Origin of the sequence: Gottfriedia sp. NPDC056225 (assembly GCF_042267765.1) — a bacterium.
Classification (GTDB): Bacteria; Bacillota; Bacilli; order Bacillales; family Bacillaceae_G; genus Gottfriedia.
Map to the genome: position 1 here is coordinate 123,077 of NZ_JBHJTJ010000009.1, position 14,617 is coordinate 137,693.

The window sequence follows — 14,617 nt, forward strand, 5'->3', positions numbered from 1 at the left end:
TTTAAAAGTAATTCGATCTATACAAAGAAATGAATAAAATGCTCAAGTTATTTTTCTGAATTTTTAGAATTAAAAAACCCAAAAAACATCCTTTTCTATGTGTAGGAAGGATGTTTTTTTATTTTAATCTTAAGGAGTAACAATATTGACCCACACATTGAAGTGGTCAAGCAAAGCTAACATTTCATTAAATTTCAATTTATCACCAGTCATCATTAGCTTATTATTTGCAATCGCTTGATCAAGATCAAGTCTTCCAGCCATAATTAAATAAAAAGTTACTTTATCTACATTTAAAGATGCATCTGGATGTGGAACTTGTGCATCTTGATGATAATAAAAAACAGAATTTCTTATATTAATTATGTAATTCTTTTTTAAGTCTGTAAAATTTATATTAAAAGAATAGCTTTTATTTTCTGCTTTTGGACCATTTAAAGTAACTGATATATAATCCAGCAAGTCATTTACATCCATATTTAATAGTGTTTGCTGGTCTACAGTATTGATTGATTGTGTAACTGCCTTTTTTTCTACACCTTTTCTTAGTTCTAGTGCTCCTGTTAAATAATAATTTCTCCACGATGCTGATTCCGCTTGATATCCTAACTGTTCGTAAGATTTAGCAAGTAATTCTTTTGCTTCTCTATTATTCGGATTAGACATGATTACATTTTTTAAAACCTGTGCTACCCAGCGATATTCCCCCTTTTTAAAATCTGCTTTTGCGAGCTTTAAGATTTTCTTTTCTCCTCCCATATATTGAACGTATTTACTACCAGTTTCTATTTGTGGAAGGGGATCCAAATCGGAGGGATTTCCATTAAAATAGCCTAAATAATAATTGTAAACTGCTTTAGCATTTTGTTTTAAATTTCCATAATATCCTCGATTCGCCCAATATTTATTAAGACGATTAGGTAACTTTATTTGTTCAGCAATTTCATCCGCTGTGTACCCTTGGTTTGCTAGGCGAATCGTTTGATCATGAATGTACTTATATAAATCTCGTTGGATTGAAAGCTGTTCTAGTACTCTTTCTTTCCCCCATAATGGCCAGCTATGAGCTGTAACTAATGTCTTAATTTCCTCGTTACTAAACAGTTTGATCGTGTCATCCAATGCTTTAACCCATTTTGAAGAATCTCGCGTTTTAGCACCTCTTAATGTGTAAAAATTATGCATTGTATGTCCTGTATTTTCAGCCACTACTAAAGTTTTGTAATCATTTATATAATAATGCATTTCCGATGGAGCTTCTGTATTTAAAGTTAGTAAAAACTTAAACTTGATCCCGTCAATTTCCATCGATTTAATTTTATCTTTTATTTCAATTGTCGGGGGCAAAAAGCTTATTGTACCTGCACTTATTCTGGGACCAATCCCATTTGTTACGTAACCTTTTTTACTTGCAGGTATTAAGATTCCGAACATATACTCTGCTCTTTTTGACATGATATTACCTAAAAGTATATTTTCACTTGCTGCTTCTTTGGAAAAATTTAAGGGAGCAATAATTGGTACTTTTTTTGAATTTAGAGCATATTGTACTACTCCTTTAACTCCTCCAAAATGATCAGCGTGACTATGACTAATTACGATTGCACTTACTGGTTTTTTAGGCCGATTAGCATAATATAAGTCCATTGCCGCTTTAGAAGTTTCAATAGTAGATAAAGTATCTAAGATGATTAAACCTGTTTTCCCTTCTACTATTGTCATTACCGATATATCTTGTCCACGTACTTGATATACACCATCTACTACTTTATAAAGTCCGGGAGTATTTAATAGCTTGGCTTGTCTCCATAGACTTGGATTAACAGTTAATGGTGCTGTACCTTGATTTATGATTGAATATTGACTGCTATCCCAAATGACAGCACCTTCTGAACTTTTAATTTGAGTTTGCTTAAGTGGTGCTATGAATCCTTTATGAGCGTCATTGAAATCTTGTTTATCGTTGAAATTTAGTTCGTTATAAATTTTTTCATTTATTTTAATGGTTTTAATCGTTGGAGGCATAACCTGAGAAAATGCTTTATAACTCGTATTTAACAATATCATTAGTAGAATTAGAATAGTGGTAACAACTTTTAAGATAATTTTGTCAAACATAATTTACTCCTAATTATTTGTAATCAATAGCTAGAAAACAAAAAGCAACGTACATTTTCAAATACGTTACTCTTTTTTATTTTTTATGAGGATATGTATGTTTACTATTAATTAACTTTCTTAAATCTCCTCTAATTAGGGCATCCTTCATTTCTTTAGGATTGAATGGGATAAAAGGTGCTAAATATGGAACACCCATCGATCTAATTGATGCCATATAAGCGATCATAAGAATAAATCCAACAAGTAGTCCCTTTAACCCAAAAAGGAAACCTAATAATAAAAATATCAATCGTAATGTTAAAACTGATCCATATAATCCACCTGCAGAAATCGAAATATTCGCTAGAAAATTAATTCCTACAACTATTAACGTCATCGCATGAATAAGTTTTGCTGTTACTGCCGTTTGTCCGACAACAATGGCTCCTATAAGTGAAACAATAATAACAGTCGACTTAGGTATTCTCAATGAAGCTTCAACAAGTAATTGGAATAGTAACATAACAAATAAAATCTCAACAAAAATAGGTAACATTGTATCTGATTTCTTAAAAAAGATTTTAGCAAAGTGAGCAGGCACCCACTCTTTATGGAAACGGACGAATGTGACATATACTCCTAATAAAACAATTGAAAATAACCAACTAAATAAACGCATAAATCTGTTACCATAGCGACCTGACTTTTGATTGTATTCATCTGGTTGATGAAAATAATGCAGAAAAAGTGCTGGTACAATTAGACTATAAGGTATTCCGTTAACGAAAATTGCAATACGCCCCTCGAATAGTGCTGAAGCAGTTACATCTGGACGTTCACTTGTAAAGACCGTAGGAAATAACGTTTTCTTACCTTCGAGCGCATCTTCAATTACTCTCGCTTCTAATAAATAAGTAACATCTATTTCTTTTATTCTTTTTCGTGTTTCCTCTAAAATTCGTTGATCAACAAATCCATCCATAAATAATATCGAAACATCCGTTTTCACTTCATTTCCAACTTGTAGGTTTTCAATAGATAATTTATGTGACTGTATAAAATTACGAAGAATATTAACATTTACCTTTAATTGTTCATTAAATCCTATTAACGACCCCTTCATCGCTCTTTGTGTATCTGGTTCAGTTACCGAACGCATCTGCCAATCAGCAGTATCTGCCAATATTCCTTCATGATAACCATCAATTAAAATAAGCGTCTTCCCTTTTGATAATCCAGACAAAATCTCTTCGTAAGATGTCACTTTGTTTACATCCGCAATTAAAAGATGACGAGTAATAATGGCATCAATACTATTGAATTTTATGATTCTTAACAACGGGGAAAGAACATTATCTTGAATAGCTTGTGTATTCGTTATGCCATCTAAATATAAAACGGCTGCATCACGGATCACGTCATCATTAACTGTTAATGGTCTAATCTTCAAATCAGTAGTGTTATTAAATTTTTCTTTTAAATAATGAATATTCTTTTCTAAACTTACTAATAAAGTAGATTGTTCTGTGTTATTCAATAGAGATCACCTTAAACATATTTTGGTTTAGTTTGTCCGGCATAATCCAATTTATGTTAAATAAAACAACAAAAAAATAAACAGTTGGGCATTCATATTAGACCCTTCCAACTTTATTCCCTTTTTTCTTCATTAACAGCTTTTCAATATTTCCGAAATTAACAAGGAAAATTACGATATATAAACCTTTTTTAGTACTATTACATTTTCTAATATTAATATTAAAAATTCTAATGAAAGAATTTAGAGGGATTTCAATAAATTCCATAATTTTAATAGTAGAATGGTTTACATTAGGTGGTGCAATTATGGATATACAAAAATTAGAATTTCTAGTAGAGGTTGCTAAAACAGGCTCTATTTCATCTGCTGCAGAAAATCTTCATGTGAGTCAATCAGGCATTAGCCAAGCGATTACAAAAATTGAAGAAGATCTTTGCTTAAAAATTTTCGACCGCTCACGAGTCGGCGTAACAGTAACAAAAGAAGGAGAAAATATAATAAAAAAATCGAAGGAAGTCCTTTTAAAATATGAAGAATTAAGAGAGGCAGCTAAGAAAAGTGCTGTTGAGCAAATATGTAATGTAAGTGTATCGACACTCCCAGCCTTTACTAATTATTTGATGACACCTTTATCGGCATTTAATGACAAATATTCAAATATTAATATAGAAATCGAAGAAAATATAGCAATTCACACGTTGGATAATATAATTCAAAACAAAATAGATTTTGGAGTTATTTGTCTTTACGGTGAATTTTTAGAAGAAAATGAAGAGTTAATTTGCGACACCTTCCAAAAAGGTAATTTGAAAGTATATGTAAGTAAAGACTCATTGTTTGCAGTTACTAAAACGATAACGCCCGAAGAACTACTTCAGCAAAAATTGATCCTCTACAACAGTGAATATATTAATTGGTTTAGTAACAATTTCCAGCACAAATACGGAAATATGAATATATTATTTTCTTCCACCCACTCCGATGAAATTATTCGAACAGTTTCTAGTGGAATGGCGGTTAGTCTTGCACCAAATTTTATTTTAAAAAATAATCCTGCTTTATTAGAAGGTAAAATTGTTGAAGTTGACTTACAAAACTATGGAGCTTTAAATGTGAATCTTGGACTTTTACGCTTAAAAAAGAAGTCATTATCTCCAATTGAAAAACAATTAATTAAATATATTAAATCGGAAATGAATGAATATGTAGGTTAAAAAAAGATGATACCCGGTTTTCGGTATCATCTTTTATTTATTCTTTTGCTTCTACTACTTTTGGTTCATCGTTATTTGTTACGTCTAATACATCTAATAAGAAGATGAAAACTGGAATCCCGATAATAAGACCCCAAACGCCAAAAAATCGTTCAGAGAATACAAGAATTAGAAATGTATAAAAAACTGGTAAATTCGTTTTAGCTGAGATCAGTTTTGGGTTTAAGAAATAGCTTTCAAGTGCATGTAAAACTAAGATCATCAGAATGATATACATGATGTGAGTCATTCCACCAATAGTATATGCAATCGTACAAAGTGGAATTAACGAAATAAACATTCCTGCAACCGGGATTAGTCCAAGTAAGAAAATCAAAAAGCCTAAACCGATTAACTGAGGGAATCCCATAAATTTTAACGCAATGACAGATAGGAAACAATTTACAAAGGCAATTAAAAACTGAGCCTCAATCACTTTCCCGAAAGAACGAGAAAATCTTTCTCCAAAATAAGCCAGCTCACCATAAATAGCAGATATTTTACTATTTTTAAACTTTCGTGTAAATGTTATAATTCGAGGCTTTTCAAGTAGGAAAAAGAAACTCAGAATCAGAGCAATTAGTACTTCAATTCCCCATTGGCTAATATTAGATGCATATTTGTATAAAAAATCTAATCCTTGCTCAGTATAACCTGAAATTTCAACCTTTTTAATTGCAGTAACGATATAATTTATAATTTTTTCATCTGGCGGATTCATATAAAACGTCTTGATTTGCACTATAAGTTGAACAACTTGAGTTGTAATTATAGGTAAGTAGTTATAGATTCCGAACACTAAAGCTGCCACAATAACTATATATAATGAGTAGACAACTACTAAACGATTAACCGGCAAAATCTTATTCAATCGATTCACTATAAATTTATGCACACGGTCCATTAAATAAGTAAAAATGAAAATTAGTAGGACTAAATTTATTATTTCTCGAATTAAGATTAACACAATGACGATACAAATTATCATCGCTAGCCGTCTAAATGTACTACTTTGAAAGAATTTTTTGACCTCCATTACACAACCCCCCTCACTTTAAATTTATTATGTTGAGTAATATGGAAATCTTAGTTTTATTATAAAAACATAACCACATCCCAAGGGAAGTGGTTCATAAACGTTGCTTCTCTTTTCATTTTTATTTAATAAAATCTTCATTTATGAGTTTCATTTAACAAATTTTAATCTTGAAAAGCGCCACTTTTCATTTTATCAATTCTAATACAAAAAATAAAGATGTAGCTACACAAATATGTATAACTACATCTTTTTATTGAACTTTTTATGTCAATAATTGTTTTTCAGCCATTTCACCTTACTTACTGCATTCACACTTGGGCACTGAATGAATACTATAGGCATGAGGGTGTGATGCCATGAATGACTATAAGATTAAAGAAGATCTCCGAATTATTGCTACTCTTCAAAGAGATTTAAATGTCGCTGCTGCTGCACTATTATTAACTGGCCAAATTACGATAATAGGTGTTTTTGTAACGTCTGGTGAATTTAGTCTTTCTCTAAGTGGCCCCTTATTAGGTAGAGAACGTATAGAAAGTAAATTTGGAGATCAATTAACGAATACTCTCATTGATGTAATCGATATTATAATTGCTATTTTATTATTAATTGATGAAGTTCGAGTTGTTAGCTCCGTCATAGGACCTGGTAGATTTTCACTTAATGTAAGTGGTCCCATTTTTGGTGCACCAGTTAGCGTTCCGACACTTCCTTTTTTAAAAAAAACGTATTACTTTTGTAAAAAAATTGTTTCGAAACATTTTGAAATTGATCCGCGAATCTTTAGTAAATAAAGGAATGGTGATTATGGCTTTAACAGATATCCCTACAGTAAGACCTACAGATACCCAAGTTTACCTTATGGCAATTTCTGTTATTACGTTCATTTTCTTCTTTACACAACGAAAGTCAAGTGATTCAACGACTTCAACGACACAGGTGAGTTAAGAAATCACTGTTTGTCTTTTTCTAGCTCAGTATTGATTGGTTTTTCTCTATTCTCGATAACTGATAAAACAGCTCCTTCAATTTCTTCATAGCATGTGCATCTACAAATATTGGAAGATAGCCATTCTTTCATCATTTCATAAGATGGATGTGGATGTTTTAATAAAAGTGAATGACAATTCATGATGAATCCAGGAGTACAATACCCACATTGAAACGCAAAATTTTCAACAAAGGCTTTTTGTATAGGTGAATCTTTTAAGCCTTCAATTGTTGTAATCTTTTGTCCAATTGCCTCGATGGCAAGCATTATACATGATTTATACACAGTATCATTCATAACAACTGAACAAGCTCCGCAATCTCCATTTAAACAGCCTGGCTTCGCACCAGTAAGACCAAGCTTTGTTCGTAAAACATATAGGAGAGTGTCTACTGGACGAATCTCCACTTGACGAATTTCATCATTAACATCTAAAGAAACACTTAATTTTTTTATTGGAGACTGGTCCATTACCTTCCCTCCATTTCTAAAATGATTTCTTCTAAAGTGTTTCTTAATACAAATAATCTGTACTCTTTTGAACCTTCCACATCATCAAGTACTTCACCAGGAATGAATTGAATTGCTTTTTGTATTCTTTCTTCTACACTCAAGTTAGTGTTATTTAGCTCGACTTCCATTTGCTTTGAACGAAATGGAAACGGACATAGTCCACTAAATGCAAAACGTAATTGTTGATCTGATTTTATAGAAGCGATCGTTAGTAATGGATAACCCGTATCCCATTGCTGACGTTTTTTTATGCTTATAAATGGTAGATTAATATATAACTTATCTGTTAAAAGTTGGATTAGAAGTTGTCCGTCTTGGAGCTGAAGGTTTTGATTGAAGATTTGTTCGATTGGAAAAGCCTCTATCCCATTATATCCTGCTATAACTACTTGGCTTTCACAAAGCAGAAATGGTAATACCGCTTCCCGGTAAAAGATTTGACCACATAAATTTCCACCTAATGTTATTTTATTTCTTGCAGTGCGGTCAGCTATTCCCATGGACGCTTTAGAGAGTAGTGGAAAGAGGTTTTTTTCTTCAATATCTGTAAGTGAAAGCGCAGCACCTGATACTAAATAGTCCTCGTTAAACTCAAATATTTGACACTCATTTAGTTCTTTAATATCGATAAGGGCATCTGTTTCGATTAAATTTAAACGACCAAGTGTAATGATTTCCGTACCACCTGCATAATAAATTGGCCTTCTATTTTTAGACTTTAAAAAATAAAAAAGTTCCAATGCTTCTTTAATGTTCATTGGTTTATAGTATTCTATATTAGAAGATAACAAACTATATCCCACCTTCTTTTACTTTCCATAATAGTTCTGGGATAATTGGTAAATTATTGATATTTGCCGAAAGTGCGGTAGAAAGACTGTTTCCAAGAGCAGCCGGCATTCCTAGTAAACCATGCTCCCCTACTCCTCTTGCACCAAATACTGCATCAACTTGAGGTGTTTCAACAAACGCAACTTCATATTTGGGGTGTTCTCCAAATCGAATTGGTCGATAAGTTCGTAACTGCGGATTAAGTACTTTACCTTGCTTATTAAATGTAAAAGTTTCCCTTCCAGCAAAGGATAATCCCATACTCATTGCACCTTTAACTTGCCCTGTTGCAGTTTTAATGTTTAATACTTTTCCGATATCAATAACAGAAACAGCCTTAATAATTCGATAAACATATTGTTTTGTATCAATTTCAATTTCTACACCATGAGCACAAACCGTCCATTCAGGACCTGGTTTTCCAGCCCCGGTTTCTCGATTTATACGTGTTAAGCCAGTTAAAATATAGTGGCCTCTACCAATTATTTGTCCACCAATTGAATTTCCATTTGGAAATGTGTATCCGTAGGCAATTTTTTCAATTGGGATATTTGTATCTGGATTACTTCTTAAAAACACTTTTCCATAGCCAACTTCTAAATCATCTACAGGAGCACGCAATATAAAAGAAGCTAAATCTTTTAATTGTTTCATTACATCCTCGGCGGCTGCTAATAATGCTCTTCCTGCCATGAAAGTCCCACGACTTGCAACTGTTTTCCAATGTTCGGGTGTATTTAACGTATTGATATTCATTTGAACATGTATGTCGTCTATGTCCATTTTAAGAATCTCTGCTAACATTTGAGCAAGAATTGTTTTTGTACCTTGACCTAGTTCTACTACACCAGAAATTAAATTAATGCTCCCGTCAGCATTATAGCTCAATACTACACCTGAACTTGCGTTTGGTGTAATAGTAGAAGTTTTCCAAGAACAACTAATTCCTTTTACTCTTAATTTATGATTGCCTAAGTCAATAATTTGACCTTCCTGCCAATTGATTAATTCTTTCATTTTTTCAATACATTGAGGTAGATTTCCAACAGTGCTAGAATTTAAGAGCACTTGAGTAGGCGTTGTATCACCTGGCTTAATAGCGTTTCTTTCTCGTAGACCGATAGGATCCATATTTAGTTTTTTAGCAAGAATATCCATTGCTCTTTCGAATGCAAAATGTACTTCTGAATGACTAAACCCTCTAAAAGGTGCCGGATATGGATGATTCGTATACATACATAAAGAATCGCACCAAATATTTTCGATATTGTAAGGTCCAGTGCAGTCAACTGCCCCTGCCCTAGTTAAATCGATTGATTTATCTGCATAAGCTCCGCCATCCCATAAATATTGAATTTCTGCAACTTTTAGCATTCCATCTTTTGTACATCCTAGTTTTACATTCGCTTCAAGTCCAATATGTCCAGGTGATGAAAGCATATCATTTTCACGAGTATTATATATTTTTACTACTCTACCATTTACAGCCCGTGAAGCAATATAGGCTAAAAGCTCTAACTGTATTGCTCCTTTTCCACCATAACCTCCACCTACAAATGGGGTATTTACAATAACTTTTCCAGGTTTAATCTTGAAGTAATCTCCAATTAAGGCCTTAACCATAAATGGTGATTGTGAAGATGTAGTAATCTCAATAGTTCCATCATGATGGATTTGAGCAAACGAACATCTTGTCTCCATTGCAGAATGGTCTGATGGTCTAAATGCAAAATTCTCATCAACCATTACTTCACTCTCTCTCCAGCCTTTGTTAAAATCACCTTTACGAATTTTAATTCTAGTGGCTATATTAGTACCAGGCTCTGGATAAACTCCTTCAGTAACTTCATATTCTCCTAGATTTGGGTGTATAAGTGGTCCATCTTGTTTAAGTGCTTCTGAGGGTGAATTTACTACTGGGAGTAATTCATATTGTACATTTACTAAATTTGCAGCTTGATCCGCTATATATTGGGTGTCCGCTATTACAATTGCAACTACTTCTCCAAAAAATCGAACACGATCAAATGCAATTGGATATCGATCCAGTATTCCTTCTCCTACTAAAGGTAGATTCTCACCAAATACTATTTTTCTTACACCTTGTACTTTTAGGGCGTCGGTAGCATCTATACTTTTAATCATCGCATGTGCGTATGGACTTGTTACTAATTGCCCATGAAGCATATCACTTGTCTCAAAGTCGTCTGTATATTTAGCATAGCCTGTAACTTTTTCGAAGGACTCTTTTCGGGGGATTCCTTTTCCAATTATATGCATGATGTTTTCTCAACCCCTTTCAAAAAAAGCATTTCATATTTTAATTAAACCTTTTTTATTCCTACTATTATTTAAAATATAATTGGTAACTAATTTATTTCTATAAAACTTATAGTTAAGTTACAGAATAGTCCAATCTATATTTTTGTAGACTTGTTACACGAAAAAAAACACATGATAAATTTCTATCATTTTGAGATTCTCTAAAAAATTTATGAAACAAACACGAAAAAAATGCCCAGATTGGCGAAGTAGCCATCATATATAACGATTCAAAAAATTGAACAAGTATGAATCACTAACGAAGTATTTGGTAAATCCATCTTTCATTTCCATACATATCCAATTTACTTACGGGAATAATACTTATATTCTTAGCGGAGTTTTAAGGAGTTGATTTAGATGGAAGTAAACGAAATAACCTCCATGCTTGAAGAAGTACAATGCACCTTTCAATCTAGTTCAGATTTTAAATATAAAAAGTATACAATCGAGGAAGTAACTCTACATTTATGTTATTTAGACACTTTGATCGATTCAGAAGTTATTCAAACTCATATACTAGAACGCATTTTTTTAAAAAATAATTCAGATCGAATTATAACCACAATTTTAGAAACTGAAGATGCGTGTACACTTGATGAATGTATTCAGTCCATACTTTCTGGTAACGTCATTGTTTTTAATAATAATAAAAGTAAAGCAAAGTCATATTCTGCACTTTCTGATAATAGCGATCGTTCAATATCAGAATCAATTTCTGAAACAGTAATATTAGGTCCCCATGACAGTTTTGTAGAGAGTCTTAAAATCAACTCTACTTTAATACGAAAAAGATTACGTACGAAAGAATTAGTCATCAAAAATTTAACAATTGGTAAAAAATATCCTGTGACGCTTTCTATTTTTTATTTAAACGATATAACTCCAATCTCAATGATTGAAACAATTGAACAGAAGATAAAAAAGCTAGAGACAAGTGGAAAAGTTGAACCTGTACGAATGATCGAAACTGTACATATTCAAAATATAATTGAAGAATATCCCTCTTCTCCATTTCCACAAGTAATGTACACTGAAAGACCTGATCGTACAGTTCGCCATTTATTAGCAGGAAGACCTGCAATTATACTCGATAACGACCCAAGCGCCTTGTTATTTCCTTATGATATTTATGGTTACTTTCGTAGTGCAGACGATTATAATTTTAGATGGATTTTTGGAATATTTTTTTATTGTTTAAGAATACTCGCATTTTGGATTGCAGTATCGTTACCTTCAATTTATATAGCAGTTACAAATTTTCATTCGAATATCTTACCTACTTCTATTTTTTATACTTTAAAACTATCAATTGAAAATGTACCACTTCCACCTATAGTCGAAGCTTTTTCAATGATCATTATTTTAGAGTTATTGAAGGAAGCAGCTCTAAGACTTCCAAGCCCTGTTGGTGCAACTATAGGTACTATTGGGGCAATTGTCATCGGGACGGCTATAGTACAAACAAATTTAATCTCAAATTCTATGGTTGTTGTAATTTCTATTACTGCCGTTTCCTCATTTGCTCTACCATCAAAAGAAATGTCTATTACCGCAAGAATAATGGGCATACCTCTTTTAATCCTTGCATCCATTTTTGGATTTATTGGTATTAGCCTTGGCATTTTTATGATGTTTGCTCATCTATCAAAAATCAGAGCGTTTAGTTATCGATATGTAGAGAATCCAGATTTCTCCGAATTTGTATTACTAAAAAATAGGAAGGGAAAAGCAACATGATCAATAATAAACATCTATTTTATTTAATTATATTTACACAATTCGGAGTTGCCATTACAAACTTACCTAATAAAATTTATAAAATAGCTGGCCATGATGGTTGGATTTCGACACTTATTGGTGGTTTAATCGTTCAAATTATATTATTTCTTTATTATAGTTTGTATAAAAAATTTCCAAATAAAAGCTTTACAGACTATACAAAAATAATAACGAATCCATTCATTGGGACTTGTATTAATATTTGCTATTTCATCTATTTTTTGTATGTTGTTATCGTGGTATCTATTAGATTTTCTGATATTATTAAAATTTGGATTTTTCCAAAAAGCCCTGCTTGGCTTATTCTCATTTTATTTTTATTTACAGCCTATATTGTCGCGAAAAAGGATATCTTAACAATCGCTAGAACGTATGTACTTTGCACATTTATTTTTCTGATATTTATTTTATTTCTACTAGCTTCTTATAATAATGTTCATTTTGGAAGAATATTACCTATTGGTCAATCTCCAATCAAAAAGATCAGCTCTGGCGCATATTCATCCTTTATTGAAATGTTAGGCTTTGAAATCTTTTTATTTTTACCGCCATTTTTTCAAGATACAAAAAAGAAATTATTCACTTTATCTTTAGCAAATTTGTTTACAACATTACTGTATACCTTTATTCTTTTCACGTCCTATATCAGATTAAGCAATAAGGAAAATAGTTACATCATCGACCCCATACTTTATATATTTAAAACTTTTCAGTCAAAAATGATCGAAGGTCTAGATACATTGTTTTTAACCTTATGGATCATTGTAATTTGTGCAACAGTAATTAGCTATATTTTTATTATTAGTGAAGATGTACATAAGCGTCTTTATTTAATAGTAAAAAATAGAAATAGTATATTATTTTTCATCATATTAATCATATTTGCTTTTTACCCTTTAGTTTCTTCACTCGTAATCAAAAGAGAAACAATTGCGAATTTTGGCAGTTATTTAGATCCCATCTTTATTATCATCATTCCATTTCTACTATTCTTAATTAATAAAGTTAGGGGCCTAATAAACTCATGAATAAATTTTTTAAAGTTATTAGTTTATGTTCCATTCTTTTATTAACCACAGGTTGTTGGGATACTAGAACAATTACTGAAAAGACATTAGTTAATGGGATTAGTTTTGATTTAGATCAAGATAAAAAAATTGATGTTAATGCGCTAATACTTGATATTATCGGTAAGGGTGCTGGAGTATTCGATTTCCAGAGTGAAACTGTTGATTCTAAAGGAGTCTCAGTGTCTCAAGCTTCAATGCATTTACAATCATTTTTACCAGGAGATATAACGACATCAAAAACTAAAATTATATTATTAGGTGAAGAGTTCTCAAAAACAAAAATTACTCACATTTTAAGTACTTTTAGACGGAGAACGTTTTCAAATCTGAATGTATCTGTTGCAATAACAAATAAACAGCCCGCAAAAAACGTTTTAAAATTAAAAACGGTCGGAACTAAACCTTTATCGGTTATATTGAGTCAAACTATTAAGAATGCTGAATTAACTTCAATCGCTCAAAAAATAGAGCTTTTTAATATTTTTACTTATACTTCCGAAGAAGGTATAGACTTTACATTACCAGTAGTAGATATAACACCAACCGATCGCGTAGAAGTAACTGGCGCAGGTTTAATGCATAATGGTAGCTATACTGGGCATTACATTTCTTCTGAACAGTCTCCGCTTCTTCTAATGATGATGGGACATTACGGCTCTATTGGTAATTTTATTACAAAGCTTCCAAAAAAATATGAACCACCTTACAATATACTTGCTTATAATATTATTCGACCTAAAAATACATTAACAGTTTCGACATCTAAAGATAAAATAGAAGTCGATTTAAAAGTTAAAGTTAATGTATCTATAGATGGCATTTCTTCAATGAAATTATTAGGCGAGGATGAAATGTGGTCAATTCTTAATAAAGATCTAAATAAAAGGGTTCAAGAAGTTATTAAAGAAATTCAACTTGCTAATAGTGATGTACTAGGGATTGGTCGCTATTTAAAAGAACATCACCCTGAAAAATGGCGAAAACTTAATTGGGAAAAAGAATATCCAACAATTAAAATCAAACCTAAAGTGGTTGTAACCATATTAAATACAGGTACAATTGGTAAAGAAAACCAGTTTGAAGAATAATAAAATAAAGAATACTCACCGATTGGCGAGTCTTTAGGCGAAGACAAAGACGTAGTTGCACTTAAAATTAATTCCTAAAATTGGCAAC

At 31.9% G+C, this 14,617-nt stretch carries 12 protein-coding genes; 6 read left to right on the top strand and 6 right to left on the bottom strand.

From position 1 onward, the window contains the following. Positions 1 to 129 precede the first annotated feature (129 nt). On the bottom strand, positions 130 to 2,118 hold the full coding sequence (locus ACFCYN_RS08935) for an alkyl/aryl-sulfatase (RefSeq protein ID WP_375948803.1): 1,989 nt from the start codon (positions 2,116 to 2,118) through the stop codon (positions 130 to 132). A gap of 76 nt (positions 2,119 to 2,194) precedes the next feature. Next, positions 2,195 to 3,637, bottom strand: coding sequence for a spore germination protein (locus ACFCYN_RS08940; RefSeq protein ID WP_375948805.1), 1,443 nt, complete (start codon positions 3,635 to 3,637; stop codon positions 2,195 to 2,197). 308 nt (positions 3,638 to 3,945) lie between these two features. Between ACFCYN_RS08940 and ACFCYN_RS08945 the strand changes: the two genes are divergently transcribed. Next, the gene (locus tag ACFCYN_RS08945) at positions 3,946 to 4,854 is read left to right on the top strand and encodes a LysR family transcriptional regulator (protein WP_375948807.1); all 909 of its coding nucleotides are present in this window, start codon (positions 3,946 to 3,948) and stop codon (positions 4,852 to 4,854) included. Positions 4,855 to 4,891: 37 nt separating this feature from the next. Here ACFCYN_RS08945 and ACFCYN_RS08950 read toward each other — a convergent pair whose 3' ends face one another. After that, positions 4,892 to 5,929: an AI-2E family transporter gene (locus ACFCYN_RS08950; protein ID WP_375948808.1), complete on the bottom strand. Its 1,038-nt coding sequence runs from the start codon at positions 5,927 to 5,929 to the stop codon at positions 4,892 to 4,894. A gap of 359 nt (positions 5,930 to 6,288) precedes the next feature. Here ACFCYN_RS08950 and ACFCYN_RS08955 point away from each other — a divergent pair, with 359 nt between their 5' ends. Together ACFCYN_RS08955 and ACFCYN_RS08960 are read left to right on the top strand one after the other, a co-directional pair. Continuing rightward, complete coding sequence (locus tag ACFCYN_RS08955; RefSeq protein WP_172445470.1) at positions 6,289 to 6,726, top strand: hypothetical protein; 438 nt, start codon at positions 6,289 to 6,291, stop codon at positions 6,724 to 6,726. 13 nt (positions 6,727 to 6,739) lie between these two features. Next, positions 6,740 to 6,880, top strand: coding sequence for a hypothetical protein (locus ACFCYN_RS08960; RefSeq protein ID WP_172445471.1), 141 nt, complete (start codon positions 6,740 to 6,742; stop codon positions 6,878 to 6,880). A gap of 4 nt (positions 6,881 to 6,884) precedes the next feature. Here the strand turns inward: ACFCYN_RS08960 and ACFCYN_RS08965 are convergent, their stop codons facing one another. The 3 genes from ACFCYN_RS08965 to ACFCYN_RS08975 are packed head-to-tail and all read right to left on the bottom strand — an operon-like array spanning position 6,885 to position 10,547. After that, entirely contained in the window at positions 6,885 to 7,394 is a 510-nt protein-coding gene (locus ACFCYN_RS08965) for a (2Fe-2S)-binding protein (RefSeq protein WP_375948810.1), read from the bottom strand. Beyond that, entirely contained in the window at positions 7,394 to 8,227 is an 834-nt protein-coding gene (locus tag ACFCYN_RS08970; protein ID WP_375948812.1) for an FAD binding domain-containing protein, read from the bottom strand. The genes ACFCYN_RS08965 and ACFCYN_RS08970 overlap by 1 nt, the downstream gene beginning before the upstream one ends. 1 nt (position 8,228) lies before the next feature. Further along, the gene (locus tag ACFCYN_RS08975; protein WP_375948814.1) at positions 8,229 to 10,547 is read right to left on the bottom strand and encodes a xanthine dehydrogenase family protein molybdopterin-binding subunit; all 2,319 of its coding nucleotides are present in this window, start codon (positions 10,545 to 10,547) and stop codon (positions 8,229 to 8,231) included. 402 nt (positions 10,548 to 10,949) lie between these two features. Here ACFCYN_RS08975 and ACFCYN_RS08980 point away from each other — a divergent pair, with 402 nt between their 5' ends. The 3 genes from ACFCYN_RS08980 to ACFCYN_RS08990 are packed head-to-tail and all read left to right on the top strand — an operon-like array spanning position 10,950 to position 14,529. Next, positions 10,950 to 12,329 (top strand): spore germination protein, encoded by a 1,380-nt coding sequence (locus ACFCYN_RS08980; protein WP_375948815.1) that lies wholly within the window; start codon positions 10,950 to 10,952, stop codon positions 12,327 to 12,329. Next, the gene (locus ACFCYN_RS08985; protein ID WP_172445476.1) at positions 12,326 to 13,399 is read left to right on the top strand and encodes a GerAB/ArcD/ProY family transporter; all 1,074 of its coding nucleotides are present in this window, start codon (positions 12,326 to 12,328) and stop codon (positions 13,397 to 13,399) included. The genes ACFCYN_RS08980 and ACFCYN_RS08985 overlap by 4 nt, the downstream gene beginning before the upstream one ends. Next, complete coding sequence (locus tag ACFCYN_RS08990) at positions 13,396 to 14,529, top strand: Ger(x)C family spore germination protein (RefSeq protein WP_375948817.1); 1,134 nt, start codon at positions 13,396 to 13,398, stop codon at positions 14,527 to 14,529. Before ACFCYN_RS08985 ends, ACFCYN_RS08990 begins: the two co-directional genes overlap by 4 nt. Positions 14,530 to 14,617 lie beyond the last annotated feature (88 nt).